Raw genomic sequence first — 24,119 nt, forward strand, 5'->3', positions numbered from 1 at the left:
CCATTACAAAAATTTAGTGTTTTCGGGGGTTTAGTTACAAAAATTTCCCCACCTCATTTTTAACGGTTGGAAATTTTAATTTTTTGTAACAACCCACAGGTCACCCACTGGGTGACGGCCTATTACAAAAATTTTTTCCGCTTGGATTTTAGGAATAAAAAAACCGCTTTTTTTTGCGGTTTTTTAGTTATTGAATTGTGATTAGTGCTTATCTGCTTTGGGGTGGAAATTTTTTACCTATTTTTGATTTCGTTAAACCGTTTTTCTAATCTGTTCTTGAACCCCTTAATCATTTGCTTAGTGGTCTGCTCAACCGCCTTTATCCATAATTTTTTATCTGGCATTTTGGGATTGTCCTGTAACAATGCCCCCATACAAATTTCTAAATAAGCCACTTCACTCTCACTAAGTTCGTGAGATTTTCTAAGTTTTTTTGCTACGATTTTTTTTATTCTCTTATTTGCCCGTAGTTCTTTTTCTACTTCTATTTCTTTTTTCGTTTTTTTCTTTGCCATATCATTTCCTATCTATCCGCTTTTTTGTTTTTTCGTGTAGGGCTTTAAGTTGTAAGAAACCCCCGCCGTGTCCTTGCTTTTAAGGTGGGCTATGTAGTGTTTAAGACTTTTGTAGTCCTTATGGCCTGTAAGGGTCTGGACTACTAAATAAGAAACTGGAATAGGGGCCGTTAATAAATTCATTACATAGGAACTTCTTAATGAGTGGAATATGGGCCAAGCCTCCTCACCCTTATGATTTTTTTCGGGGATATATCCCACTTCTTTTAAAACCGATTGTAAGGCTCTGGCCGCTTTACCACCTTGCCATTCACTATCACGGGGAAATACAAATTCTTTTTCTGGGCTTCTCAACTTGTGGGCTAAAACATATTTCCTAATTGCGGTTATATCTATCTGCCTCTCTTTGCCCGTTTTGGTCGTAGTGATTGTTTCGTTTCTCCAATTAAAAGTAGATTTAACCACTATGTAACTGTTCTTTGGCTCCTCTAAATGAACATTCTCCCACTTTAATGAGTAGAGTTCCCCGCTCCTCATTCCCGTGTAGTAGGCGATATAAAAAACGGCGGCCCATTTTGAAAGTGGCTCCATATTCGGGCCGTGTAGTAGGTCTATGACCTTATTCATATCTTCGGGCCGTATCCACCTCACTTGATAAGGCTGGTCGTCCCTATCCTGTGGTAAATAAATTCCGTGGGCGGGGTTAAGGTAAATACTGGCGGCGGGGCCTAAAATATATTTAAAGGCCGTCCGTATGTGTCTCATATAGTGCTTCTTCATTCCGTAGGAAAGAATACTAAACTCACGGCTTCTAATCATTGTCTCAATGTGGTGAATAGATATTTGAGAAAGAAATAATTTTTCCCAATGTCTTGTATATTTGTAGGCCGCCTTGGCCGTCTCTAATGAACCTTGTCCTAATGGCTTGTAACTGTTTTTACTGTCCTCAATTTTTTGTTCTATGTGCTTTATGTATCTACCGTAGGCGGCTTCCCATTTTAATTGGCCGTCTCTGTGCTTCATATCCTCTTGTTCTAATTCGTAGGTAAATTTTTTTCTTAACTGTCGGGCTTCTTGAATGAGTTTTACCTGTCTCTTTTTTTTTGTTCTAACTTTTCCGTTAATCCGTTTTTGAACTACAACCATAAAACGGTTACTATTGACCATTCTGTAAATACATTCCTCAACTTTCCTAACTTTGTCGTGAGGGCTTAAGTATTTTTCTTTTTTCTCTGTTTTTTTGTTTTGATTTTCGTCCATAAGTTTTTCCCTCTCTCTTTTCGGTAAATTTTTGAAAAGATTGAATTTAAGCCGCTACGGGCGAGCGGTTCCCCGTGCGGGATTTTTTAAACTCCGTGAGTAATTGCCCGTAGTAGTCGGGGTTTAATTTTCTAAGCGGCTTAGGGGTGTGATAAACCCAAAGGGTCTCCATTTTGTCGGGCCAAAGTCTTGACGAGTTTTCTAAAAGGTAGGAACGAGTAAAGGCCATTTCTAAATAGAGCCGTAGAGCCATAGCCTTAAATTCTTTAGGGCTTAAGTCTTGTGTCTCTACCGAGTAGAAAAATCCGTTAAACTCACGGGGAAAAAGTTTTTCTCTCACCGCTAAAAGGCGGTCAATGTCTGGCCCCGTTACGGTGTCGGGGAATATCTCACTTAACTCTAAACCGAGCCGTGGGGTGTAACCCGTTCTAATGGCCTCAATGAGTTCGGGGCTGTCTGTTTTAGGGGTGTAAATGATTTTAGGCCCCCGTATGCGGCCAATAACGGCCCCTAATACCGCCCATAGAAACCAAGCGAGGACTAACCCCATTAAGATAGGGCCAAGGAAAATGGGGGAAATAAAGATTAGCATTAGTGGATTGTTCATATAGTAAAATAATACTATAAAATAATGCTGTAAGTCAATTTATTTTTATAGTAGTGTAGTATTGTTTTACTATGAGAGGATAAGCCTATGGCCCAAAATGAAACGATAGATATTAAGGCCCTGTATAAAAAGAAACGGCGAAAACTCCCACGGTTGAGAGTTGGCGAGGCGATTGAGGAAAGTGGCTTAACCTATATGGAAATAGCCGAGCGGCTTGGATTAAATCACTACCAAAACATTACTAAGTTAAAGGGTGCTGAAAATATCTCATTTAAAAAACTCTGTGCCTTGGCCCTTGCCCTTGAATGTAAGGTTAAAGACCTCTACGAGGAATAGCGGCGAAAGTCGTCCATTAGGCTTTTAGCGAGTTTATAGAGCATAATTATTTCCCCTAATTTTAATTCATATTCTCCCTTAAAAATCTTGTAACGGTTCTTACTGACTTTTATGAGAGCGATTGAATTAGGATAAGATAAAGACCTAACCCGATAGACTATAAAATAGTCTTCTTTAAATTGTTCTTCTGGCCATATTAGATTGAGTGGCTCCATTTGTTTTTCTCCTCATAAAAACTAAATGGAACCACTCCGTTAAACTTTGACGAGTGCCGCCGCTTATTAGGAAATTAGATAAAATTTCCTAATAATAATTATTTTAAAGAGAAAATAATCAATTTTTGATTATCCCCATTTTTTGACGGTGATTATGTTTTATCAGTATCAAGGGGCTTAAAGTTAAACCCTAACCGTGCTTGTATCACTTCCCAATTATACTCCGTGGGTTCTGTGAGCCTTAACCATTGCTTAGAGCCTTTATCCAAGGGGTCAAGTTGTATAAGTCTTAGTTCATTGAGTTGCTTTAATCCCGCTTGAACTGAGTTGTAAGATAGGCCCGTAGAAAATCCTAAATCCCTACGAGAAAACTGTAAGACTTTTTTAGCCTGTAAGTGGGGATTAGTCTCAACCCTGTAACGGAAAAGTAAAAGTAACCTAAGCCCTGAATTAGAAACTACCTGAGAATTTAAAAACCACCCGTAAAATTTAAACATAACTGAGGCCCCCTTTTGTCATCAGTTCTATAAATAGAAAATAGCCCCCTTTCTTTTTTCTTCTTTCTCTTTCCTTTTGTTCCCCTACCTATTGGAAACACCCACGGGCTTAGGTGTTCTCAATGGTTTTAAGGTTTCCCATTTAGATAGAAAAGGGGGAACCAATGAAACCTAAACAAGTGCCATATATTTTTATTCCGTATCCCGCTTTTCTGGCCGAGTGTGACGAACTCACTCCACAAGAAAAGGCGGTTTTATTATTTTTAATGTCCTCAACTTATAGAAACTGGAACCCGTCTTATAGAGAATTGGCCGCTAAACTCTCATTAGGAAACTCAACGATTAAGCGGGCGATTACTAAACTCCAATTATTAGGATTTATAACGGCCTCTGTGTCTATCCACGGGGAAACCTATAAGAATAAAGTAAATCAATACCGAGTTAATTTAAAAAATCCAGCCGAGTGGTGTCCTACTCTGGACTTAAAGACGAGTATAGAGCGGTGTTATGAGTTAAACGGTTCCCCCGTGCCTGTGTTTTCCTATGTGTATTTGGATAATAAAACATTGGCCGAGGATTTTGAGCGGGCCTTATCAACGGGGGAAATTAGGCGAACCCGTGCGGTTCCTGTGAGTATGGTGGATAAAATCTTATCCTCAACTTTACCAATAGAGTTAAGGCTTGAATTTGAGGAAAAGAAATTTAGGGCGGTCAATATCTGGCGGGCCTGTCGTGATTTTATTGAATGGCTTGAAATAAAAAAAGACTACATAAGCGGCGAGCAAGTAGAGCGGTTAAAAGATATTTTTATAAGTGAAAATCTGGACGGTGAGCGGCGAACGGTTCTACGGGAAACCCTACTTAATAAAACCGCCGCCGAGTTTTTAGCCGTGGTGGAAACTGAAAGGGAAAAATCACAAGCCGAACGGGATAAAAAATTATCCCCGTCCTAATTCTATTTAAGGAATATGGGAAAGGTGGGCCGTCCTAAAAAGAAAATTACTTATTTTATTGAGGTGATTTTTTATTTTTTCTTTGTTTCCTTCTTTGTCCTCTTCCTACTCCCTACCCCGCTCACCTTTACGGTGGCGGGGGCTTTTTGGCTAATAGGTGAGGTGGCGAGTGCTTTTAAATAATGTGCGGCCTGATAAGAATGACCCCTTATATTTTTTCTACCGCTTTGCGGTGCGGTCGTGGCTGTTATTTTTGTCCGTGATTTTTTCCGTTCCCGTTTTTCCCTTATTTGGAAAGTCTTTAACGGGGAACCAATTTTTAGCAATGTGCGGGGCATTTATCCTAATTGTCGTCGTGGATTTTTTGAGTGTGTGGATAAAGGCTTATCCCATATACAAGGAACAAGAGAGGATAGATTGGGAAACTTTTGGCCGTAGAAATACCCGCTAATTATTTGATTGTAGTCCGTTCCTATTGTAGTATAATTTTACTATGAATAAAATACTTATCATACAAGGTCACCCCAACACTGAAAGTTATAACCATGGTCGTCATTAGTATTTTAATTTTAGGTATTTGGTCGGTAGAGTTTTTGGTGTTTCGCTTTGTAGTGAGTAAATCTTTATTTGCCGCTCAGTTAGCCCGTCTTTTGGCCGGTTTTATTATATTTAATTTTTGTTATTACTTTGGTTTTATACATAGTGATTTCTTGAATTTTGGGGATCTTTCGGCCATGGCTTCCCCTGTTTATTGGCTTGGAATTGGCGAAACGGAAACTTGGAAAACTGTATCCGTTGGCTTTTTATTTTCCATAAGCCTTGTAACTTTTCTTTCCTTATACATTCCAAATAAGAAACTATTGAAAAGACCAAAATGGTCTTTTCAATGGTTTTTTATCATTCTGTTTCTTGCTCTAATTAATGCTGCTATTGAGGAAATTCTTTATAGGCTTATTCCGCTAAGTGTCGGGAACTTGTCCCCCGCAACTCTCGCCCTGTGTTCTGGGATTGCCTTTGGATTGCCGCATTATTTTGGCCACCCAAGTAAGTGGCTTGGCATTATTCTGGCTGGTTTTCTTGGTTGGTTTTTGGCTAAGAGTGTCCTTGAAACTCAGGGTATTTTCTTAGCCTTTTTGTTCCATTGGGTTCAGGATATTTTAATTATTGGTATTTTATCAATGTCTAAAAAAACCTCCATTTACCGAGATATTACCGAGGATAAAAAAGTTTTCATTAAAGGTATATTGCCCACAACCATAACCCTGATTGTCCTTTCGGCTTTTACTTATTTCGCAATATAGTATTATTTTACTATTGAGGGCTAAAAATTTTTGGAATGGGTTTAAAATTTCACCCACCCGTCACCCAACTATTTTTGTAATGGCTTAAATATATGATATAATTAAGGAAAATCATTTTTAATGATTATTAAAATCCTCTCCGCCAAATTCGTACCTTGAAAAATCACAAAAACTTTAAGTTCAACATCGACACAGTAAAGTAAAGAAATCATAGGGATTTCTTAGACTTAATTAACAAAGAGAGCGTCTAGTTCGCTTTCGCTATATCAGTCAAAATAAGCCGAAATAAGGGGTGTTGTAGTCATTTTGTAATCGGCGTTGTAATCGCCGAAAATCCGATTACAGAGGACTCTTACAAAGCTTATTCAGACGCTTTAAAAGCTGCGCTCTTCAACGTTTAACCTTCATCTGCCCAAAGACATTTATTAACAGAATCGAATGCGCGTATGGCTTTATTGTGGGGACTACTCCCCGTCAGTAATCCAAACCGAAATACGACTTCTCGGAATTTCAGGACTTTTCTGAACGAGAACTCGTATTTCCGCTCGATATATCGGAACTGGTCTCAACACTGACCGAGGCTCAGTTCAGAATTTTGATGGGTGAAAATGTCTAACAACTTAAAGATCAATACTGTCTTAAAACGCCTTATGCACGAACACGGCGAAACTCTGATTTCTTTATCAAAAGCGACTGGAGTGCCGAAATCGACTATCTCCGAATGGTTAAGCAATAGAACTCCCAACCCCGTTCAAGCCGTAAAAGTGGCTAATGAGCTTGGTGTTAGTCTACATTTCTTATTATTCGGCGAAGACGATGCACAAGAGGCGTTTCAAAAGATTATGAAAGAAGACTTCTTTAAGGGGACGTTTGAAATTTCCATCAAAAAAGTAAAGGTCAGCACCAAATAAGGAGAGAACATGAAAAAACTATTTTATTGCGTAATCACTATTTTAACCATTTCAAGTTGTGCGAATATCGACAAAGCCATGACTGGGTCGAACACAATGCCTACGCAGACAGAAAGAACCACCATTGTTTCACAATTTCCAGAACTGAGTGCAGAACAAAAACAACAGTTTATAAATGGGGAAGCTTGGGTCGGAATGAGCCAAGAGCAGTTAAAGGCTATGTGGAACAATGAACCTATCAAATCACAAAAGAAGTTAACGGCTGCGGGCAATTCTGAAATACAGCTTTATCAACTACGAGTTGGAGATTGGAAAACTGGGATTAAATCGAAGTTTTATAAAATGACTTTTACTAATGGGAAAATTTCTGAATTACAAGAAGTGGATGGGGATTTGGAAAGCATGGATAATCGTTAATTAAGATAATTTCGCTTAAATGAAATCCCATTACTCCAACCTCTAAACATAAGGCATTGAAGGCTAATAATTACTTGGCAGATGCCTTAGGTTTAGTCGATTTTCTCTTTGAATCTAATATCTGAATTCTTGAAATAAAACCCTCTGCAGCTCCAAGCTCTAGTTGTTTCCTTATCATGTCATAAGTATCAATCTCCTTCTGAGTAGGATTTCTAGCCATAAACTCAGATCGAGAAATTAATTTATCTAGCATCTTTTTCGCTCGCGCTTGTCCCGTTCGAGTGATTTTAACGTTTTTCATGCCACCTCTTTTTTTGGTCTTACTTTGTAAGCCGACCATTTAAAATGGCCTCATTGAAATTTAATGACACCACCGTTATCCATCAGCTCACCCATTATAATTTTCTCTTTAAGCTTTCATATTTAGACAAGTAGCTATCCTAAAAAAATATATTCTTAGGTCAATAAATTATAGTTTGCCAAATATTCTTGAAGAGTTTGAAACCAAGGAACTACTTCTGTTCCACTTTCTTTGTGACGCTCCCATGAGGCATCAAAAACATCTCCACTCCTATTTCCTATTACACCTATTAGCGGCTTACCTTTATTCTTAAGCTCTTTATTAAGAGCAACAATTACAGGAAAGATCACTTTCAAGCTAAGTGTATCCCATCTGATAAGACTCGTTACATCCAAAACAACCACTTCCCCAGCCTTAGATTCTTCTTTTATTTTGTCAAAATCAGTTTGAAATAATTCAAAATCTTTTGTTTCAGTAACGTAACCAACTTTACCTGTAAATTTATATATATAGCCAATTCTAATTCCACGAGAGTTGATTAAATTTGCTCGCTCAAAAGGCTTTTGTGTTTTTATTGTATTATCCATAAGTATCACCTTTTATATTTTAATCTGAAGTTTAATAGTAACTAATCCATCTTCTATTGTTTTGCTGCGCAAGTATTCTTGAAACTGATCGACTGATCGCCCTACGACATTCTCAAGTCCTTTTTCAATCGGATCGTAATACTGCCCCCCATCATATTGTATTCTAAATTTAAAATTACTACCACTATCATTAAACTTTGACTGCACTGCTATTTCATTCCAAGAATCATTGTGCTGCATAATGTTTACGACTTCTTCAATTATTTTTCTACACAGTTTTTGAACTAAATTATCATCTCCAGCCCTTAAACAAACCTCTTCTAGTTGTTCATCCAACTCTCTTATTTTTTGAGGATTATGTAGCTTTCCAAATGTTGCACGCGCTACTTCTTTCCTTTTGATAACCCATTCTTTAGACATACTTCATTCCTTAAATTAGTGAAACTAGCGCGAAAGAAAAGTCATCTTCAATTCTTTTGTGCGCCAATTGCTCTTCTATGGTTTTTAAAATTTTTGAACCAATACCCTCAACATCACCTTTTTGAATTTTGCAAAAAGTTTCAATCAAAATTTCCAATGGCACTCTTGAAATTTGTTTGTACAATTCTTCAAACCCATCAGAGAAAAAAAACATTACGTCTTCCTTCTTCATGCAAATTGACTTAGAAGTAAAACTCTCTTTATTCGCAGCTTGTCCTATCGGTGGTATCGGCTTATTGCCTGATTGAACTTTAATTACACTCGTTTTTTTGCCATCATAACAAAGCGGCGTTGGCATACCAGCATTTATAAAATCCAGCCGATCTGATCCTTTAGTTAAAGAAACTATGTTTCCGCTTGGCTCACCTCTCCACAGCTCTACTGAGCTTCTAATAGTTTTGTTAACAGCCATATAAACTGCTTCTGGAGACAAACCAATATGAGGAATAGAGTTGATAACTGTATCAAAGCTTACCTCTAAATAATTAGCATCTTTAATTGCAAAATTATCTGAACCTACAGCATCACAGTGCAATAGCCACACCTTATCTTGGCTTGCTTTTGTGTTAACTCTTACTTTGTCTCCACTAGATTTTTCAGGATACGAAAAATAAGAAATCCTCCAATTGCTTTCACTCGCAATTGCTAATGAAAACTTATGAGACTCTATTGGCAACCTTAAGAGTCTTTGAATTTTAACAAAAAGATGAGGCGGGACTTCAAAGTTACCCTTCTCCAGCCGAGAAACATGAGCTTGAGAAATGCCCAGTCTTTTAGCTATGTCCATTTGGGACATATTACTCTCTAATCTGAATTTACGTATCGCCTTGCCTATTTGACTCATAGATACTGTCCCCTATACATATTATATGTATAATACCATATATTTTTATATATTTATACGTATATTTTTGTAAGTACAAGTATTTACTTAAGTTAAATAGTTTATTTATAAATGTTATGTATATACATATAATATATAACTTATTTATGTATACATTATCTTTAACGCTCTTCTTTACCTATGTACGTACACAAGATAAGAGAGCAATTAGAATATAATACATCAAATATGTATCATTTCGAAAAACAATTGTAATTTATACGTATAATTAATTAATCAACAGTAATATCAAATACTTATGATCATAAACACTTAATATTGTTTTTATACATTTGTAAATAATACAATAAATTTATATGGCTGGATTAAAGGCCGCTTCAAGAGTTAGTCCCTACCAACCCTTATTTTAAATAAAATTAAATTATCTTAACCAAAAAGACCCTCAGTTTTTTAAATAAAGGGGAGAATGCCTTTTTAATAGCTTCATCAAGCAACCCGTAAGCTCTTCTGCTCATTCTTTTTGAGATTAACTAAATCAGAACAACTCGCAATCTAGGATATTTTTTATACTTCAAAAACAACTGACTCAATAGATTCCAGCGCGGGCTCTACAAAAGAAAGCTTTGTTGAGCTACCATATCAAACGATGACTCTCTACCAATGAAAAGTGTAGGAAAACTCTATGCTTCTTAAAAAGAAAAGACACGAAGGATTTGGACTCTGAACTAAGTTCTACCACACGAATCTTCTCCTTATTTAGTATACAAAGTAGCAACATATATAAGATATTACGCTTCATGAAACAGCCAGAAACTATGTCATCAGAACTCATTAAAAGAGTTGAAAAAATGATTAGGGCCAAAAAAGAGACCAAAAGTGATTTTGTTGAAAACTTTGGCCACATCAATCCTCCAATGGCAATTAGATCAGAAAACAATGATGTGATATTTGCTTTAGATGGCAAAGTATATCTTCGCACAAACGGCAGCAGCTATAATTTTGCAAATATAATACATGATAATGCATTGATAGCTTTAGGAATAGATTTCTTTAAACAAGGACTCACAAAACCGTTCGAGAAGTTACATCCAATTATTCAGTGGTTTAGCTCTGTTCATAGTTTTGACGATAATATTATTAAACCTATACACCTTGGACACAGAGACGCATGGTACCGCTTGGCGTACGATCTGTACACAATCAGAGATAATGCTACATTAAAAGAACAGCTTAAAAAACGACTTATTAACCCTTTAACTTTTCAGGGCGCAAGGCATGAACTAAGGGTAGCTGCCATTTGCGTTGCCGCTGGATTTAATTTGGATTTTCAAGATGAATCTGATGGAAACTCTACACATCCAGAATTTATAGCTGCAGACAAGTTTTCATCTAACAAAATTGCTGTTGAAGCTAAAAGCCGCCATAGAAACGGTATTCTTGGATTTACAGAAGGAAAAATAGAAGAGCATGGTAATAGCGTCAAAGCCAAGTCGCTTGTCACTAAAGCTTATAAAAAGGCTTCAGAAATTCCATATTACATTTTTGTGGATGTGAATCTCCCGCCTTACAAAGACGAGCAACAGTTTAAGACTTGGATTAAAGAGCTGGAGGACTCTATGATAGATTTAGCAGCAGCGGGGTATACTAACCCATGTCCTGCGAATGCTATATTTTTTTGTAATGATCCTTCTCACCATGTTACAGATAGGGCGTTAAACAGTGACACCAACGCTCTTTGGATTAAGCACTTCATTGCAGAGTTACCAAAAACACCTCATCCTTCAGAGAAAGTTGTAGAACGTATAATGAAAGCTTTTACTCAAAGAGTTAGATTGCCCGAAGAAATAGACTTTAAATTTTAACTTACACATCTAACCAGCCTTCATTCTGACTTAACCTTTTTAACCCTATACTTTATTGGGCTCATTTCGAATTAATTTTAGGTATTTTGAATACAAATTGCTGGGGTTACTTCTTAGACTTCCTTTTAAGAATTTCTACGATTTTCGCATCTTCGGGTCCAAGTTGCTGAGGCTCTGGCTCAGGGAAACTATTATCTTTGGAGACATCAAACTCCTCATGTTTAGATACAAAATATGTTTTATTCTGTTTTTTGCCCAAATCCCTCGACAAAAGATAATCTAGCAAATCAGTTTTTTTCGCTTTTGATAATTCACTACATACTTTTTTTTCGAACTGAGTAGTCTGGTCAACAAATTGTTTTGGAGTAACTTTCAGTTCAATTCCAAATCTATTTAAATCCGCTGCTATACTCCTAGTAATCACACCTGTGCTTTTACTGGTATAATATGACAGTATTAACAATGATCTCTGAGCATATGCCCTACGAGTTCTATTCAGTTCAATATGACGCTCAATTTTTTGAATATTGCTTTTAATGTTACTCTTCATATTGTTTAAAAGCTTTAAAATTTCGATTGGAGGATTTTTCATGCAGCTGTAGACTTTCTCTATCGCATCAACACAAGACTTCTCTATTCTTTCTACATCTACCTTATTAAAACTAGGATATGCATCTCCCCCTAGAGACTTCCCTCTAGATGTTGTACCCAGCCCAGAAACATACCCATAGACAAAGTAATCAATAATATTAACAACACAATCTAATAAATCTAATGTTGAGTGTTCATCTGGGTTAAACAGACTACTTATTTTTTGTGTGGCTTTATAACTGTAGATTATTGGAAAGACTTCTTTAAGTACAGAGGTCCAAATTTCATCAGCATTCGCTTTTGAAAGAGATACGACACTCCCCTCTTCTACTTTTATATTAAATGGATAGCAATCATGCTCTAGTGGGTTATGAGAACGAAACCCATATTCCGTCAGAAGCTCTTTCATAGGCTTAGTAAGCTCTGATTCTGTATTTATTTGTGAAAGTTCTTTGCACAAATCTCTAAATATCTTTTCGCTTTTGTCTTTGTCAGTATCCATGCCCAGAGAGTTATCTCGAAATAACAAAGAAAGAGAGTAGATATGATGAAATCACTTAAGATAATGGCATTTTACGAAAAAATTTCAGGAGTAACAAATGAGCAATAAATCAAAACCCGCCAGATTTGTAGTCGACAGCTTTTTAAGTAGCGAATTTTTCAATAAAACAGCTCAAGCCCCTGAGCTAATATATAACAGTGGACGTTTTTATCAGTGGAAAAATGGCTGTTATTACGAAACAACAGAGGAAAATATCAAAACAGCCTTTACGCATTGGGCTTATAAGCAAAAGAACTTTGATAATACAAAGAGAAATGCAGACGAGGCTCTTCACCATATTAAAACCAAATGCCAAGTTCCAAATCTTACAAAAAATACTTTTTTAAATAAGACCAGCGGTTATTATCTGGCTTTTCAAAATGGTATTGTTGATATGGACCAAGCTATTAACTCATTTTTTGAAGCTGATGTACTTCCTCACACCCCTATATTTTTTAACGTAGCCCAAATTCCTTACTCCTATGTAGAAAAATCAGAGTGTCCAATTTGGCATAAAATTATCACTCAGATACTGCCAAATCCAATAGACAGACAACTACTTCAAGAGTGGATTGGGTATCATTTTATACCCGGTCTTTCATTTTCCAAAATGATGTTTTTTGAAGGTCATGGAGCAAATGGCAAAAGTGTCGTGTTGTTAGTTTTACGTTTACTGCTCGGGGCAGAAAATGTTTCATCTATACCTCTTAGCGCCTTTGAACCTGATAAGACTTTTAAATTAGCATCTACGGATGGAAAACTCGCCAACATTTGTGAAGAAGGTGGGCAAGTAAATAGAAGAGTAGAGGAAGCTCTGAAACAATATGTAAATGGCGGCACATTTACAGTCGAAAGAAAGTTCAAAGATCCTTTTCAAATGAATCCATCAGCCAAGATAACTGTAGCAACTAATGACTTTCCGCAATTTAACGAAAAGACTGACGGCATCTGGAGACGGATTTTGTATATCAAATTTGGAGTAACCATTAACCCCAAAGATCAAAAAAGAGAATATCTAGAGCAAGATTTTTGGCTTAAATCTGGTGAACTTGAAGGAATTTTAAACTGGGCCTTAGAAGGCGCCAGCAGACTTACATCAAACAACTCTTTTACATCTTCAGAACGTAAAAAAGAAGAACTGTTACGCCTAAAAATGAATTCAAACTCAATCCGCTTATGGATTGCTGACAGATTTGAGTCTATTCCTAACTTTACTCAGCCCACAGAAATTATTTTGAAAACTCTAAAGATGGATATAGAAAGTGGCCTTGTCCCAAGAGTAAAGTATCCTGACCTGTTTCAAGAAATTGAATCCCAGTTCAAAAATGCCAAACGTCCGTCAAATGCTATTATGTATCAAGGCAAACGAACGCGCGTAATTATTGGAGTGAAATTCAATCCGACACACTCAACACAGGAAAATACTAATTAAACTTACTAATTGGTGATCTATAAAAGATTAAGTCGAAATCGACTGTGTCGACAGTGCAACACCATTTAGTAAGCTTTATTTCATTTAGGGGAACTTTTTTATGGCAAAAGGGCTTTTTATTGCAAAACCATCTGACCCAGTGTTATCAGAGAACCCAAGTTCTTTGACAGATGAATGGTTAGATAGTTATGAAGCAGCTCAATTTTTAAAGGTATCTGTGGCTATGTTGCGAAACATGGCCAGTAATGGCCAAATTCCATTTTACAAACTTGGCCGACGAAACAGATACAAACGAACCGAATTGAACGCTCTCTTATTGAAAAATAAAAGAGGGCTACATGAGCATTAAATTTGATGAGACCACAAAGACCTATTCTGTTTCCTATGCGAAAAGGCATCCGATCACACGGCAGCCGTTACAGCTTAAACGAACTCGCATAAAGACAAAGATTGAAGCTCAGCGCGTTTATACAGAGTTAGTGATCAAAGTTAACGAGAAGATCAAACAGAAGATAATGCCCACTTGGGCAAAGCATCTGGAAAACTACTTAGTCCGACTGAAGACATCCGACTTAATGAACACCACGATTCACTCCCGAGAAAAGGTCTTAAGGTGTCATACACTTGAACTTTGGGGCAATAGTTTCGTAGACGAAATCACAACGGACGATGTGCTACGCCTAGTCCGTGAAGGTTTAGGTAAAAGCGCTGAATCTCATAAAAAGTATATCTTGAACTGCATACGTTCAGTTTTTCAGAGTGCATACGATCAAGGGTTGATTCTTAGGAATCCCACCCCACAACTTAAGTTCAAAGTGAACGACAAGATTAAGTCTGTCCTCAGTGAAGAGCAAATCGTTGTGCTACTTAGAAAAGCCCAAGAAGTAAAGTGGGATTGGTACCCGCATTATGCAATGGCCCTATTTACGGGTATGCGAAACGGCGAACTCTATGCGCTCACTTGGGACAAGGTGAATCTTGAGCTACGACAAATCAAAGTGGACTGCTCTTGGAATAACAAAAATGGCTTTAAATCGACAAAGTCAGGTGACGACCGCATAGTAGAAATACCTTTGCCACTTATGCCCCTACTTCAAGAGCTAAAGCTGCAATCAGCGGATAGTCTTTTTGTGCTTCCCCGTCTGCAAAAGTGGGACAAAGGGGAACAAGCCCGAGAACTACGAATGTTTTTAGTATCTATTGGCTTACCACGGATTAGGTTTCACGATCTAAGAGCAAGCTGGGCCACTATGCTGCTAGCAAAAGGTGTTCCCCCAAGTCAGGTTATGGCAATGGGGGGCTGGAAGGACATGGACACCATGATGATCTATATGCGTAAAGCAGGAATCGACATCAAGGGGGCCACTAAGGTTTTAGATGGACTCGAAACACATGGTGTAGAAATGGGCAAATTGGTTGAATTTAAAGCTAATTAAATGGCATTTAAGGTCCATGTAAGAGGCGGTAAGCGGCTAAATTGTAAATTACTGAAATCACGGTGATTTTTTAATCGACACCCTCTCCGCCAAATTCGTTCGTATTCAGGGTCAGAAAAATCAAAAACTAAAAACAAATAATAATAACAGGTTAGGCTTGATGAGCTGAGCAGGTTCGCTTTCGATATCCCGCAATTTCCTGCAAAATAACGGTAGTTGTAGTGGATTTGTAGTTGGTCATGTAGTTTGCGCTTCTATTATTAATGCTGGAGTAAAATAAGCTCTTTCTGTCTATCATAGATACTTCCAAGACGATTTAGAAAAGCCTTACATCTTGTATTTGAAATATCTGTGAGAATACCTATCAACCGAAGGTTTTCCTTACCCACTTCACTCAAAGATGAATAAAATAATTCCAAATCTTTAACACTGTTAAGCCTCATAAAAGTAAACAGCTTACCCAATATACCGACAACAACATCAGAAACTTGAATACCCACTTCGTCTTTAGAATCCTTGAATGAAAAACTATCTTTAACTTCTTTATGAATAAGTGGAGAATTTTTAATCTTTTCTATAAGAACTGGTTCAACATCAAAACAATGATATGATTTTTCAAACCGAATTATTCTATTTATATAAAATGCTGCGAACCCATCAATTAGACTTTTACCTTTTTGACCTTGAATAAACTCCATTTTTTCCTGTTTTTTAGCCATCTGAATTACACCTTTAAGCATCATATGATTAAAGTGTTCCTCAGTCGACTCACCTTCATAATCGTGATTTTCGACTAATTCTAAAATTTTCTCAACGAACTTGGGCAACACCTCCGGAGGAATATCCGGATAGTTAAATTTACCTAGCAAATAAATCGTATAATCAAAATGAGTTACCAATACAGCATTTAGCTCAGCCTTTAACATAAAATGATCTGGAAAAAGATCTCGATTTTCAACTAAAACCGAATCAATTATATCTGTTATAGACCAATAAATTGGGTCTGTATCAGAATAATGAATATAGACTTTATGTTCATAAAGCCACTTTAAAAATCCGTTTAATTTTTTTGAAGAAATTGCTTCTTCAAAATTACCTTTTGCGATATTTTTAGTTTTAATCTCTTCAATGTTTTTATGTAACTTTAGTCTTTGTCTTAGTTCGAGTATATCGAATGGTTTACTTTTTTCGTCACAAACAATCCCACCCAATACGAAATTCGATACTGTCGGCACATTTAAAGTATTATCGTCTGTAACGTATAACTTTCTTGTATTATTTGTTTCGTCATAAAAAAATATATACTCATCATCTAAGTTATTCAGTCCATGCATTTCAGCATCTATGTGAAGCATTCTTTTCAAATTGGCTTTATTCATGCAAACTTTTTACCTACCATTTAGGGGCGGTTTAATATATCTCACAACATTGAGTGTCGTAGCGTATGTCAATATAAACTTCTAACAACTTACCAGAAATTGAATCGTCTGTTAGCTTCAGCACTATATATTTTTTATATTCTTCTTCAAAGCAACTCAGCGATAATTTCATCAATTCCTGCCAGCGCTTCTTCTGGAGACTTCGCAGATAATTTATATATTTTTTCTTCCATTCCACCTGCAGAGTTTTTGAATTCAGCAGTAATTTTATTAGCCATCAACCCGAATCTGCGCAAATTGCATATTTCTATTAATTTTATCCCTTTGCTACTTTGATTTACTTCAATCGGATAAAAATCTAAAAAAAAACTCACATGCTCATCAAAATTATCATAGTGAGGGTGAGGAATGAGAAATCTTACGGATCGGTGCGGGTATCTTGATAAAGATTTTTCGGTCCTTTCATTGTGGTACACATACTTAGCACTTTTGGCTGAGTTACAATCTCGGCACGAAAGTGCTAAGTTTTTTAAAGCAAAACAGAATTTTTCATTGTTGTCGCGAGCAATAACATGCTCTATGTGCGTAAGCCGGGTCTCTTTAGACAACTCCTGCTTACAATAAACACAGAGATTCTCTTGCTCTACATACAAATGGCTTTTTAAGTTTTTTTTTAAATCTTGGAAGGTATGGGTATCCCAGGAATCTTTTTTTTTCGATTCAGGCAATTTCAATAATTCTTTTTCAGAATTGCTTAGTGTATATAAATTTTCAATTCTGTTTTTGCCCATCTATAGCCTTCGATATTTTTTGAACTAGTAAATATATCGGATCACTCGTATTAAGTTTTTTAGTCAGATCCAAAAGCTCATCAATGTTACTTCTATCGCTGGAAGTCCATATTCCTTTATGATCTTTTAACGATTGAAAAATCTTTCCAACTTTATCGTTTAAATAATAGTTTCTAGATGTTGCCATATTGAATGTATTTAATATAATTTCTTCAACCGAAAGTCCGTATGTCTCACCTTTATATTGTCTAACTAAAATTTTACCATTCTTTTTTTCCATTCTAAGAATATTGGCCTCATCTGATTTTACATCCGAAATAATAAACGGCGAATGTGTCACGACTAAATAATGTAGGCCTCTAAATTTAGATAAGATCTGATCCAAATTGTCCACGAGCCTAGTTTGCCACTCTGGATGCAAGCTTATTTCTGGCTCATCAATTAAAACTAATGCGTCGTCCTCTACCACTCCAAGTAAAGCCATAAATGTTGCCAGCTGTTGAAGCTCACCACTGCTTGCTTCACGATAATTTACGGCCTTTCCATTTTTATATAAAATAAGATCCTGTAACCTAATTATCCCTAACTCTTGCAAAACTTTAAATTCTTCCATTTCATTATTTAAAGTTTTTCCATTTAACTCAAGATGTCCACCAAGCAAGTCAAACTTCAGCTCACTTCGCCAGTTAATACCTCTATCTCGGAACGAGCATTCTATCATTTCAAATAAAGTTTTCGAAATTTTATCTTTTAAAACTTCATCATTGAAATAACCTAACCGCACTAATTCAGAAGTTCTATAAGAACTTCTTCCATTTATCGCATCCTCTACTATCTGTCGCGCCGTTTTCTTACTTATCTTTTCATCGAAACCTTGCTTATATTTAGTTAATTTATGTATTACATATCTTATATCTATATGTGATTGAAAATCTAACGTCTCAAGGAGTCTTTTAATGTTTCTTCTGTAAAAAGTATCGTTCGACCTACTAATAAAGACTTCAAAAGCATTACGTATATGCATCCCATAAACCAACTGCCCTCGCCGTGAACGTGTTCCAAAGTATTGGTAATATTCGTCGAAGTGGTTCTCAAAAAATCTTATACGGTCATACTTTAAAGGAAATCTCTCAGAGACGGTATTTGTCGAAACAATAATTTTTGATGGCAACTCTATATTTTCAATCATCACAGGTTTGTCATTTTTTTTAATTGCAATTATTTCATCTCTACAATCGATCACATATCTATTATTATTAACAGAATAAGATAATTCAAAATCACACCGGTATTTTTGTTTTGATACTTTATCTAGTACGGCGTTACGCATTTTATCTAGGTTGATAAAAATGTCAGTTAACAAATACAAAAGGGTGGATTTTCCAGAACCGTTTGTTCCGATAATTATAGTCTTATAATTAATGTACCCAGAATCTCTGTTATCTAAAAAGTCAATAGTGCAGTCACCCAAAATTTCATGTTTTTGAATGACAATTTTCTCTAACACAAACATAAATATTTCTCTTTCAAATATAATTCTATTTATATAGTGTTGTTTAAACGAAGAAATTTTAATTAGTATTTCATAGTCTAGACTAAAAGCTGGCTCAAAAAAATCTGTATCTCAAAATAGAAGTCAAAACTACAACACCGATGATGCTGTCTAAGACTGACTTGTGTCGCCTTCTACGAAGAGTAGTGAACATTTGCACTTAAAAGAAGACGCTGAAGAAAGTCAGCAGGGATATTTCTCCGATGTCTCTTTTTCCTGTAACCCGTAGCAGGAAAAGTAAGAAACTAAATACTAAGGCTGATCGAATTGCAATTTCCTCTATAGGGATTTATGGCCACCAAATATCCAGCGCAATTCTGATACTGCAAATCTAGATACCATCTATATTCAAACACATACTGCACCAGCCGTACTTCTTTACACAACTGAGGTAAAGCTCTATGCCGTACCATTTGCTCCACTTCATCTTCTTGCCCTCGGCGCTTAATTCCTGCAAAATTCATCTATGACCAAAATGCGCGCCGCCCTCATCTCGAAATACGGAAAAAACGAAAAACTTAAATTCACCAATGTTGATATCCCCACTTGCGGAGACACAGACGTTCTTGTCGAAATCCATGCCGCCAGTCTGAATCCGATTGATTTCAAAATACGTGATGGACAAGTTAAGTTTGTGCGGTCGTATAAATTTCCTTTGATTTTAGGACATGATATCGCAGGTGTGGTCGTCGATGTCGGCAGCAAAGTCACTGGTTTTAAGAAAGGCGACAAGGTCTATTCACGTCCGCAAAATGATCGCATTGGTGGTTTAGCTCAGTTTATTGCGGTGGATGAAAGCGAGCTGGCTCACATACCAAAAAATCTGAGCTTCACAGAAGCGGCTAGCATTCCACTTGTGGGATTAACCAGTTGGCAGGCGCTGTTCGATGTGGCGGGTATGAAACGCGGAGATCGGGTTTTTATTCAAGCTGGAGCCGGCGGCATCGGAACTTTTGCGATTCAGCTAGCTAAGAACTTCGGTGCCTATGTAATCACGACGACCAGCGGTCGCAACACAGATTTTGTTCGAAGCCTTGGTGCTGATGAAATTATTGATTACACAAAACAAAACTTCGAAGAGGTTTTGAAAGAGGTCGATATCGTCTTTGATACTTTAGGCGGCGAAGCTCTTTACAAATCATTTCAAGTGCTACGCCCCGGTGGCCATGTGGTTTCTATTTCGGGAGCCCCTGATCAACGCTTGGCTGACGATATGGGTTTAGGTTTTATCAAACGCGAAATTTTGCGTCTTGTCGGTCTGAAGGCAAATTGCATGGCTGCAAAAACGAAGGGCCACTATCGCTTTATCTTTATGAAACCCTCCGGAGATCAACTAGCTAAAATAGCGAAGCTGATTGAAGATGGAAAAATCAAACCGATCATTGATAAAGAATTTGCTTTTGACGATGCACAGAAAGCTCTGGATCATCTGGAGCTCGGCCGCAGTCGCGGAAAAGTTGTGGTCAAAATCCGAGACTAGCAAGCTCTCTGCAAAACTAATTTTTATAGTTTTTTTCAGATTGATTTTTTCAGGTGGAACATTGCCCCGATAGACTGAAATTTTATTTGTCTTCGGCTTATATTCCATTTCAGTTTGGCGACTCATTTGCATTTCTTCTTAGCGGCAGCTTGTATGTTCATTTAATACATAACAATCTGCAGAACGTGAGGTCGTCATGCGCCAACAACTGCAACTTATCTTTCCTGCACTAGCTATTTTCTTGGCTTTTGTTTTAGTTTCGAATTGTGGTCCTGCTAATAGTCAATCAACGACTCCCCCACAAAGTCTCTCTGCGGATCCACCCCAACTTTCAAAAACAAATTTGATGATGGGACTCAGTCAGCCTTGGGATTTAGCATTTGTTCCCAATGGAGATTTGCTTTTTACAGAAAGATGTATCGGACTTTCCGTGCGTAAAACAGATGGACAAACTGTGCGTCTTTTTGGACCAGCTGGAGCTATATTGGCGGCACCCGATATGTTTTGTGAAGGGCAAAGCGGAGCACACGGCATCGCTATTGATCCTGACTTCCAAAGCAATCGCATGATCTATTTATTTATGGCGTCCAATATTTCTAACCCGCGTACGAATCGCGTTGTGCGCTTAACAGTGAATAGCGATTATTCGGTGGTCAACAACCGCGTGGATATTATCACAGATATCCCTTTTAAACATCAAAGCAACAGTCACGGCGGAATCGGAGCGCACAGCGGCGGGCGACTGCGCTTTGGACCCGATGGTTATTTATATGTCACAACCGGAGACAACCACAATGGGCCACTGCCTCAGGATTTGCAGCGTTTAGGTGGAAAAGTTTTACGTGTTGATCGAAATGGGCAAGCAGCTGCTGGCAACAACACTCCGTTTGGTGGTGACGCGCGCATCTTCACCTATGGACATCGTAATGTTCAAGGCATCTGTTTCCATCCCGATACAGGTCAGGCGTACACAGCAGAGCATGGCCCCAATCATAGTGACGAGGTCACTTTGATTTCTGCTGGAGGTAACGCGGGATGGGACCCGAAACCTGATGCGGGAGTGAACTGTGCTGATAATTACTGTGGCTATGGTTCCAATAATACGGCAGGAACACCAACCTCTATGACAGATTTAAATAAATTCCCCAATGCGATGAAACCTGTTCTTTCAATGAATGACTCCCAAGGAATGGGGCCCTGTGGATTTTTAGTGGGCTCACAATGGAAAAGTTGGGATCGCGCCCTAGTGGTTGGAATTATGGGAGGCGCTCGACTAGAGGTCTTACAAGTTGCAAATGAAAACTTAATAGAGCAAATGACTGCAGGTCAGTTACCTGCGGCTCGTCTACGCTCGACAGTTCAGGGGCCAGATGGAAATTTGTATATCGCAACCGACGCCGGAGAAATTTGGGTGGTGACTCCGGCTCCCTGATGACTTTACAACGAACTTTGATACAAAATAAATTAACCCGCGATCAAAAACAATGTGGCCGCTCTGATTTTCAAACTACCTTCAACCATTACGCCATCCACAGTGACTCTTTTAATTGTTCCCCAACCGCTGTCGTCGTCAGTTAAATCGTCCGTGCCGATTTCGATATCGCAGGAAACTTTGTTGTATCCTTCACGAGCACAGCTGAATGAGGTGATGCTCGAACGAGACTCATAACTTTGTGGAGCTATTACAGCTCCTAAAGCATCTTTTGCCTCTTGAGTTACAGATGGAGATGGCGAAGCTAATACCTTTGCTACGATAGAAGCGACCTGTGCGCCGCGATCTGCTGCTGAAGCTTGGCTTTCAGCTTTTGCTGTTACCGACAAACCTACAACCGCTAACACTAGAGTCAAAATTACGTTTTTCATGTTTCTCCTTAAAGTTTATATTTGAAACTTTGAATGGAGCGAATTTATCTGATGTCGATGGGGCCAACAACGTGGGATTTAAAAGGCTATAAATATTACGAGATCGTCAAAAGTTTGGACAACTAAAAATGAAAATTTATTTCTTGAATGATCATTAGCTTATTCTATTTTGTCACTTTTTACCAAATTATGTCGAGCACAGAGCAATTGAATATTTGATGCAACTAAAGATGATCCTCCTTTGGAAAAAGGCAAAATATGATCATAATGTAAATTATCTGAGCTTCCACATGTTGTACACTTTCCTCCATCCCTTTTCCATACTTCCAGTTTTACTTGTGAAGGTATCATTCGGTTATGTTCAAGCGTTTGAATATTATTAGATTTTTCATCTAAGCTTTTATCAGTAATGTGCAATGTAAATTTAAATACTTTGCGATTGTTCTCATTAACAATATTAGCATCTACTAATTCAAATATACCATTAAAGGACCAAATGCCTGCTTTAATCTTTTCATAAACCCGAACTAGCTCTGGTTTTTCCCCTTGAACTGCATTTTTCGCGGCTTCATAGAATTTACCATTTGCTGTCAAAGTTTTGGAATTTGGATTATACATCGGTTGATCTTGGGTTTTAGGATCTGGGCCGTTCCGTCTGTTATTTATATCATGACCTTCATAAATCAAAATTTTACCATCATCCAATACAGCATCTGCGTAGGGAGCATTTGGCTGCAAGCTCATTAGGATCACCGTATTCCGTCCTCGAAGGCGATAGTTCATTCCTTTTTGAAGACTTCCTCCACCCTCTTCCATACACATTTGACTATAAGAAATAATATCACCTGGTTTCAAAAAACAGCTCTTTTCCTAATATTAATTATGAATATCTCTAGAATAAATATTATTTCACGCGCAGATTTTTACCGTGCACTTCGCGGTAGGCTGGCATGCCACCGAGTGCTGTGGCTTCGTACACACCACGGGCCACGGCGCGGGCCAAACAATCTGCTGCGACTAGGCCAATTCGATTTACTAAATCGGCGCGGGCTTCGATGTCTTTTCCCCACTGCCCTGTTGAGGCTGCAAAAACAGTATCTCCATCAAACGGCGTGTGCACCGGACGAATCGAGCGCGCATAACCATCCTGTGCCATGATCGCCACGCGCTGAGCTTCGGATTTGGTTAGACGAGCATTCGTTGCGACCACTCCGATGGTGGTGTTTTCTCCGGCTTTATTCGCCGGTTGCAAGGTGTCCAATGGAGATCCTGTCCACGCTTCGCCTGCTGAAGAAAAATCTATCGACGATGTCGGGATCGGTTGGCCGCCCAGTTCATTGGCTTGTTCAAATGGCCATGCCCAAAGCGAAGACTGACCGGGCATCACCGGACTGCCCACACAGTTTACGGCCACAATCGCGCCCACTTGTAGGCCATCACCAGATAGAGAAGAAGCACTACCTAATCCACCTTTTAACGGGCCAGCTTTCGCACCGAAACCGGCTCCCGCATTTCCCAATTTAAAATCCAAGTCAGCGGCATCCAAAGCCGCGCGGCCTAAATTCCAATACGGAGATTTATCGCCCCACTCTTTGTTACCACCGTTTAATAAATCAAATAAGACAGCACTAGGAACAATCGGCGCACGAGCAGGTCCAATCGGGAATCCGATCCCACGAGAGGCCAGTGTGTCAGTCACGGCAGAAGAAGCCCCCAAACCAAAAACAGATCCACCACTCAGCACGATAGCGTCAATGCGATCCACCAGACAACTTGGATTGAGTGCATCGGTGTCACGCGTTCCCGGTGCTCCGCCACGCACGTCCACAGCGGCGACGGCAGACTTGTCAAAAAGCAAAACTGTAGTGCCCGTCCAAACCTCATGATCTTCAGCCTGTCCTACACGGATAGAGTCAACATCAGTAATGCGATTACGAGGGCCGGGTTTAAAATTGTATTTCATGGGTG

At 38.2% G+C, this 24,119-nt stretch carries 26 protein-coding genes; 12 read left to right on the forward strand and 14 right to left on the reverse strand.

The features are described 5' to 3' along the window. Positions 1–233: 233 nt before the first annotated feature. From A11Q_RS12080 to A11Q_RS12090, 3 genes are read right to left on the reverse strand one after another with little or no spacing between them, the layout of a single operon-like run. Positions 234–515, reverse strand: coding sequence for a hypothetical protein (locus tag A11Q_RS12080; protein ID WP_015471104.1), 282 nt, complete (start codon positions 513–515; stop codon positions 234–236). A 12-nt stretch (positions 516–527) separates the two neighbouring features. Further along, complete coding sequence (locus A11Q_RS12085) at positions 528–1,775, reverse strand: tyrosine-type recombinase/integrase (RefSeq protein ID WP_015471105.1); 1,248 nt, start codon at positions 1,773–1,775, stop codon at positions 528–530. A gap of 46 nt (positions 1,776–1,821) precedes the next feature. Beyond that, positions 1,822–2,382 carry a hypothetical protein gene (locus A11Q_RS12090; RefSeq protein ID WP_015471106.1) on the reverse strand — a complete coding sequence of 187 codons (561 nt, stop codon included), beginning with the start codon at positions 2,380–2,382 and terminating at the stop codon, positions 1,822–1,824. 87 nt (positions 2,383–2,469) lie between these two features. Here A11Q_RS12090 and A11Q_RS12095 point away from each other — a divergent pair, with 87 nt between their 5' ends. From A11Q_RS12095 to A11Q_RS12125, 6 genes are all read left to right on the forward strand, one after another. Next, on the forward strand, positions 2,470–2,718 hold the full coding sequence (locus tag A11Q_RS12095; protein WP_015471107.1) for a helix-turn-helix domain-containing protein: 249 nt from the start codon (positions 2,470–2,472) through the stop codon (positions 2,716–2,718). Positions 2,719–3,594: 876 nt separating this feature from the next. Further along, entirely contained in the window at positions 3,595–4,383 is a 789-nt protein-coding gene (locus A11Q_RS12110; RefSeq protein WP_015471110.1) for a helix-turn-helix domain-containing protein, read from the forward strand. A gap of 15 nt (positions 4,384–4,398) precedes the next feature. Next, positions 4,399–4,566, forward strand: coding sequence for a hypothetical protein (locus tag A11Q_RS13905; protein ID WP_158320378.1), 168 nt, complete (start codon positions 4,399–4,401; stop codon positions 4,564–4,566). Positions 4,567–4,928: 362 nt separating this feature from the next. Further along, positions 4,929–5,684 carry a CPBP family intramembrane glutamic endopeptidase gene (locus A11Q_RS12115; RefSeq protein ID WP_015471111.1) on the forward strand — a complete coding sequence of 252 codons (756 nt, stop codon included), beginning with the start codon at positions 4,929–4,931 and terminating at the stop codon, positions 5,682–5,684. 608 nt (positions 5,685–6,292) lie between these two features. Beyond that, entirely contained in the window at positions 6,293–6,595 is a 303-nt protein-coding gene (locus A11Q_RS12120; protein ID WP_015471112.1) for a helix-turn-helix domain-containing protein, read from the forward strand. Positions 6,596–6,604: 9 nt separating this feature from the next. After that, the gene (locus A11Q_RS12125) at positions 6,605–7,012 is read left to right on the forward strand and encodes a hypothetical protein (RefSeq protein ID WP_015471113.1); all 408 of its coding nucleotides are present in this window, start codon (positions 6,605–6,607) and stop codon (positions 7,010–7,012) included. Between the two features lie 70 nt (positions 7,013–7,082). Here A11Q_RS12125 and A11Q_RS12130 read toward each other — a convergent pair whose 3' ends face one another. From A11Q_RS12130 to A11Q_RS12145, 4 genes are all read right to left on the reverse strand, one after another. After that, positions 7,083–7,313 carry a hypothetical protein gene (locus tag A11Q_RS12130; protein WP_148285001.1) on the reverse strand — a complete coding sequence of 77 codons (231 nt, stop codon included), beginning with the start codon at positions 7,311–7,313 and terminating at the stop codon, positions 7,083–7,085. 155 nt (positions 7,314–7,468) lie between these two features. Further along, on the reverse strand, positions 7,469–7,900 hold the full coding sequence (locus tag A11Q_RS12135; RefSeq protein ID WP_015471115.1) for a hypothetical protein: 432 nt from the start codon (positions 7,898–7,900) through the stop codon (positions 7,469–7,471). A gap of 12 nt (positions 7,901–7,912) precedes the next feature. Beyond that, positions 7,913–8,320 (reverse strand): hypothetical protein, encoded by a 408-nt coding sequence (locus tag A11Q_RS12140; RefSeq protein WP_015471116.1) that lies wholly within the window; start codon positions 8,318–8,320, stop codon positions 7,913–7,915. A 10-nt stretch (positions 8,321–8,330) separates the two neighbouring features. After that, positions 8,331–9,224: a SpoIIE family protein phosphatase gene (locus A11Q_RS12145; RefSeq protein ID WP_015471117.1), complete on the reverse strand. Its 894-nt coding sequence runs from the start codon at positions 9,222–9,224 to the stop codon at positions 8,331–8,333. Positions 9,225–10,021: 797 nt separating this feature from the next. Here A11Q_RS12145 and A11Q_RS12150 point away from each other — a divergent pair. Beyond that, complete coding sequence (locus A11Q_RS12150; RefSeq protein ID WP_015471118.1) at positions 10,022–11,086, forward strand: hypothetical protein; 1,065 nt, start codon at positions 10,022–10,024, stop codon at positions 11,084–11,086. A 106-nt stretch (positions 11,087–11,192) separates the two neighbouring features. On the opposite strand, the gene A11Q_RS12155 is transcribed toward A11Q_RS12150, so the two are convergent. After that, positions 11,193–12,179, reverse strand: coding sequence for a hypothetical protein (locus A11Q_RS12155; RefSeq protein WP_041575284.1), 987 nt, complete (start codon positions 12,177–12,179; stop codon positions 11,193–11,195). Between the two features lie 97 nt (positions 12,180–12,276). On the opposite strand from A11Q_RS12155, the gene A11Q_RS12160 reads away from it, so the two are divergent. The 3 genes from A11Q_RS12160 (at position 12,277) to A11Q_RS12170 (ending at position 15,086) form a co-directional block, all read left to right on the forward strand. Further along, positions 12,277–13,650: a DNA primase family protein gene (locus A11Q_RS12160; protein WP_015471120.1), complete on the forward strand. Its 1,374-nt coding sequence runs from the start codon at positions 12,277–12,279 to the stop codon at positions 13,648–13,650. Between the two features lie 100 nt (positions 13,651–13,750). Continuing rightward, positions 13,751–13,999 carry a helix-turn-helix domain-containing protein gene (locus A11Q_RS12165; protein ID WP_015471121.1) on the forward strand — a complete coding sequence of 83 codons (249 nt, stop codon included), beginning with the start codon at positions 13,751–13,753 and terminating at the stop codon, positions 13,997–13,999. After that, positions 13,989–15,086 (forward strand): tyrosine-type recombinase/integrase, encoded by a 1,098-nt coding sequence (locus A11Q_RS12170; RefSeq protein ID WP_015471122.1) that lies wholly within the window; start codon positions 13,989–13,991, stop codon positions 15,084–15,086. The genes A11Q_RS12165 and A11Q_RS12170 overlap by 11 nt, the downstream gene beginning before the upstream one ends. 260 nt (positions 15,087–15,346) lie before the next feature. On the opposite strand, the gene A11Q_RS12175 is transcribed toward A11Q_RS12170, so the two are convergent. The 3 genes from A11Q_RS12175 to A11Q_RS12185 all read right to left on the reverse strand — a co-directional run bounded on the left by A11Q_RS12175 (position 15,347) and on the right by A11Q_RS12185 (position 18,769). Next, a complete protein-coding gene (locus A11Q_RS12175) occupies positions 15,347–16,465 on the reverse strand; it encodes a DUF3800 domain-containing protein (RefSeq protein ID WP_015471123.1) in 1,119 nt (372 codons plus the stop codon). Positions 16,466–16,611: 146 nt separating this feature from the next. Beyond that, positions 16,612–17,256, reverse strand: coding sequence for an HNH endonuclease (locus tag A11Q_RS12180; protein WP_015471124.1), 645 nt, complete (start codon positions 17,254–17,256; stop codon positions 16,612–16,614). Then, a complete protein-coding gene (locus tag A11Q_RS12185) occupies positions 17,237–18,769 on the reverse strand; it encodes an AAA family ATPase (RefSeq protein ID WP_015471125.1) in 1,533 nt (510 codons plus the stop codon). Before A11Q_RS12185 ends, A11Q_RS12180 begins: the two co-directional genes overlap by 20 nt. 514 nt (positions 18,770–19,283) lie before the next feature. On the opposite strand from A11Q_RS12185, the gene A11Q_RS12195 reads away from it, so the two are divergent. Together A11Q_RS12195 and A11Q_RS12200 are read left to right on the forward strand one after the other, a co-directional pair. Beyond that, the gene (locus A11Q_RS12195) at positions 19,284–20,288 is read left to right on the forward strand and encodes an NADP-dependent oxidoreductase (RefSeq protein WP_041575287.1); all 1,005 of its coding nucleotides are present in this window, start codon (positions 19,284–19,286) and stop codon (positions 20,286–20,288) included. Between the two features lie 196 nt (positions 20,289–20,484). Further along, complete coding sequence (locus tag A11Q_RS12200) at positions 20,485–21,720, forward strand: PQQ-dependent sugar dehydrogenase (protein ID WP_015471127.1); 1,236 nt, start codon at positions 20,485–20,487, stop codon at positions 21,718–21,720. 32 nt (positions 21,721–21,752) lie between these two features. Here the strand turns inward: A11Q_RS12200 and A11Q_RS12205 are convergent, their stop codons facing one another. The 3 genes from A11Q_RS12205 to A11Q_RS12215 all read right to left on the reverse strand — a co-directional run bounded on the left by A11Q_RS12205 (position 21,753) and on the right by A11Q_RS12215 (position 24,114). Further along, positions 21,753–22,151, reverse strand: a complete 399-nt coding sequence (locus tag A11Q_RS12205; RefSeq protein ID WP_015471128.1) for a hypothetical protein — start codon at positions 22,149–22,151, stop codon at positions 21,753–21,755. Between the two features lie 159 nt (positions 22,152–22,310). Next, positions 22,311–23,006: an HNH endonuclease gene (locus A11Q_RS12210; RefSeq protein ID WP_015471129.1), complete on the reverse strand. Its 696-nt coding sequence runs from the start codon at positions 23,004–23,006 to the stop codon at positions 22,311–22,313. A 49-nt stretch (positions 23,007–23,055) separates the two neighbouring features. Continuing rightward, entirely contained in the window at positions 23,056–24,114 is a 1,059-nt protein-coding gene (locus tag A11Q_RS12215; RefSeq protein WP_015471130.1) for a P1 family peptidase, read from the reverse strand. Positions 24,115–24,119 lie beyond the last annotated feature (5 nt).

The sequence above is a fragment of the Pseudobdellovibrio exovorus JSS genome (genome assembly GCF_000348725.1).
GTDB lineage: Bacteria > Bdellovibrionota > Bdellovibrionia > Bdellovibrionales > Bdellovibrionaceae > Pseudobdellovibrio > Pseudobdellovibrio exovorus.

Coding starts and splice junctions, on each gene's coding strand:
- A11Q_RS12080 (WP_015471104.1), bottom strand. CDS start 515: ATGGCAAAGAAAAAAACGAAAAAAGAAATAGAAGTAGAAAAAGAACTA.
- A11Q_RS12085 (WP_015471105.1), bottom strand. CDS start 1,775: ATGGACGAAAATCAAAACAAAAAAACAGAGAAAAAAGAAAAATACTTA.
- A11Q_RS12090 (WP_015471106.1), bottom strand. CDS start 2,382: ATGAACAATCCACTAATGCTAATCTTTATTTCCCCCATTTTCCTTGGC.
- A11Q_RS12095 (WP_015471107.1), top strand. CDS start 2,470: ATGGCCCAAAATGAAACGATAGATATTAAGGCCCTGTATAAAAAGAAA.
- A11Q_RS12110 (WP_015471110.1), top strand. CDS start 3,595: ATGAAACCTAAACAAGTGCCATATATTTTTATTCCGTATCCCGCTTTT.
- A11Q_RS13905 (WP_158320378.1), top strand. CDS start 4,399: ATGGGAAAGGTGGGCCGTCCTAAAAAGAAAATTACTTATTTTATTGAG.
- A11Q_RS12115 (WP_015471111.1), top strand. CDS start 4,929: ATGGTCGTCATTAGTATTTTAATTTTAGGTATTTGGTCGGTAGAGTTT.
- A11Q_RS12120 (WP_015471112.1), top strand. CDS start 6,293: ATGTCTAACAACTTAAAGATCAATACTGTCTTAAAACGCCTTATGCAC.
- A11Q_RS12125 (WP_015471113.1), top strand. CDS start 6,605: ATGAAAAAACTATTTTATTGCGTAATCACTATTTTAACCATTTCAAGT.
- A11Q_RS12130 (WP_148285001.1), bottom strand. CDS start 7,313: ATGAAAAACGTTAAAATCACTCGAACGGGACAAGCGCGAGCGAAAAAG.
- A11Q_RS12135 (WP_015471115.1), bottom strand. CDS start 7,900: ATGGATAATACAATAAAAACACAAAAGCCTTTTGAGCGAGCAAATTTA.
- A11Q_RS12140 (WP_015471116.1), bottom strand. CDS start 8,320: ATGTCTAAAGAATGGGTTATCAAAAGGAAAGAAGTAGCGCGTGCAACA.
- A11Q_RS12145 (WP_015471117.1), bottom strand. CDS start 9,224: ATGAGTCAAATAGGCAAGGCGATACGTAAATTCAGATTAGAGAGTAAT.
- A11Q_RS12150 (WP_015471118.1), top strand. CDS start 10,022: ATGAAACAGCCAGAAACTATGTCATCAGAACTCATTAAAAGAGTTGAA.
- A11Q_RS12155 (WP_041575284.1), bottom strand. CDS start 12,179: ATGGATACTGACAAAGACAAAAGCGAAAAGATATTTAGAGATTTGTGC.
- A11Q_RS12160 (WP_015471120.1), top strand. CDS start 12,277: ATGAGCAATAAATCAAAACCCGCCAGATTTGTAGTCGACAGCTTTTTA.
- A11Q_RS12165 (WP_015471121.1), top strand. CDS start 13,751: ATGGCAAAAGGGCTTTTTATTGCAAAACCATCTGACCCAGTGTTATCA.
- A11Q_RS12170 (WP_015471122.1), top strand. CDS start 13,989: ATGAGCATTAAATTTGATGAGACCACAAAGACCTATTCTGTTTCCTAT.
- A11Q_RS12175 (WP_015471123.1), bottom strand. CDS start 16,465: ATGAATAAAGCCAATTTGAAAAGAATGCTTCACATAGATGCTGAAATG.
- A11Q_RS12180 (WP_015471124.1), bottom strand. CDS start 17,256: ATGGGCAAAAACAGAATTGAAAATTTATATACACTAAGCAATTCTGAA.
- A11Q_RS12185 (WP_015471125.1), bottom strand. CDS start 18,769: ATGTTTGTGTTAGAGAAAATTGTCATTCAAAAACATGAAATTTTGGGT.
- A11Q_RS12195 (WP_041575287.1), top strand. CDS start 19,284: ATGCGCGCCGCCCTCATCTCGAAATACGGAAAAAACGAAAAACTTAAA.
- A11Q_RS12200 (WP_015471127.1), top strand. CDS start 20,485: ATGCGCCAACAACTGCAACTTATCTTTCCTGCACTAGCTATTTTCTTG.
- A11Q_RS12205 (WP_015471128.1), bottom strand. CDS start 22,151: ATGAAAAACGTAATTTTGACTCTAGTGTTAGCGGTTGTAGGTTTGTCG.
- A11Q_RS12215 (WP_015471130.1), bottom strand. CDS start 24,114: ATGAAATACAATTTTAAACCCGGCCCTCGTAATCGCATTACTGATGTT.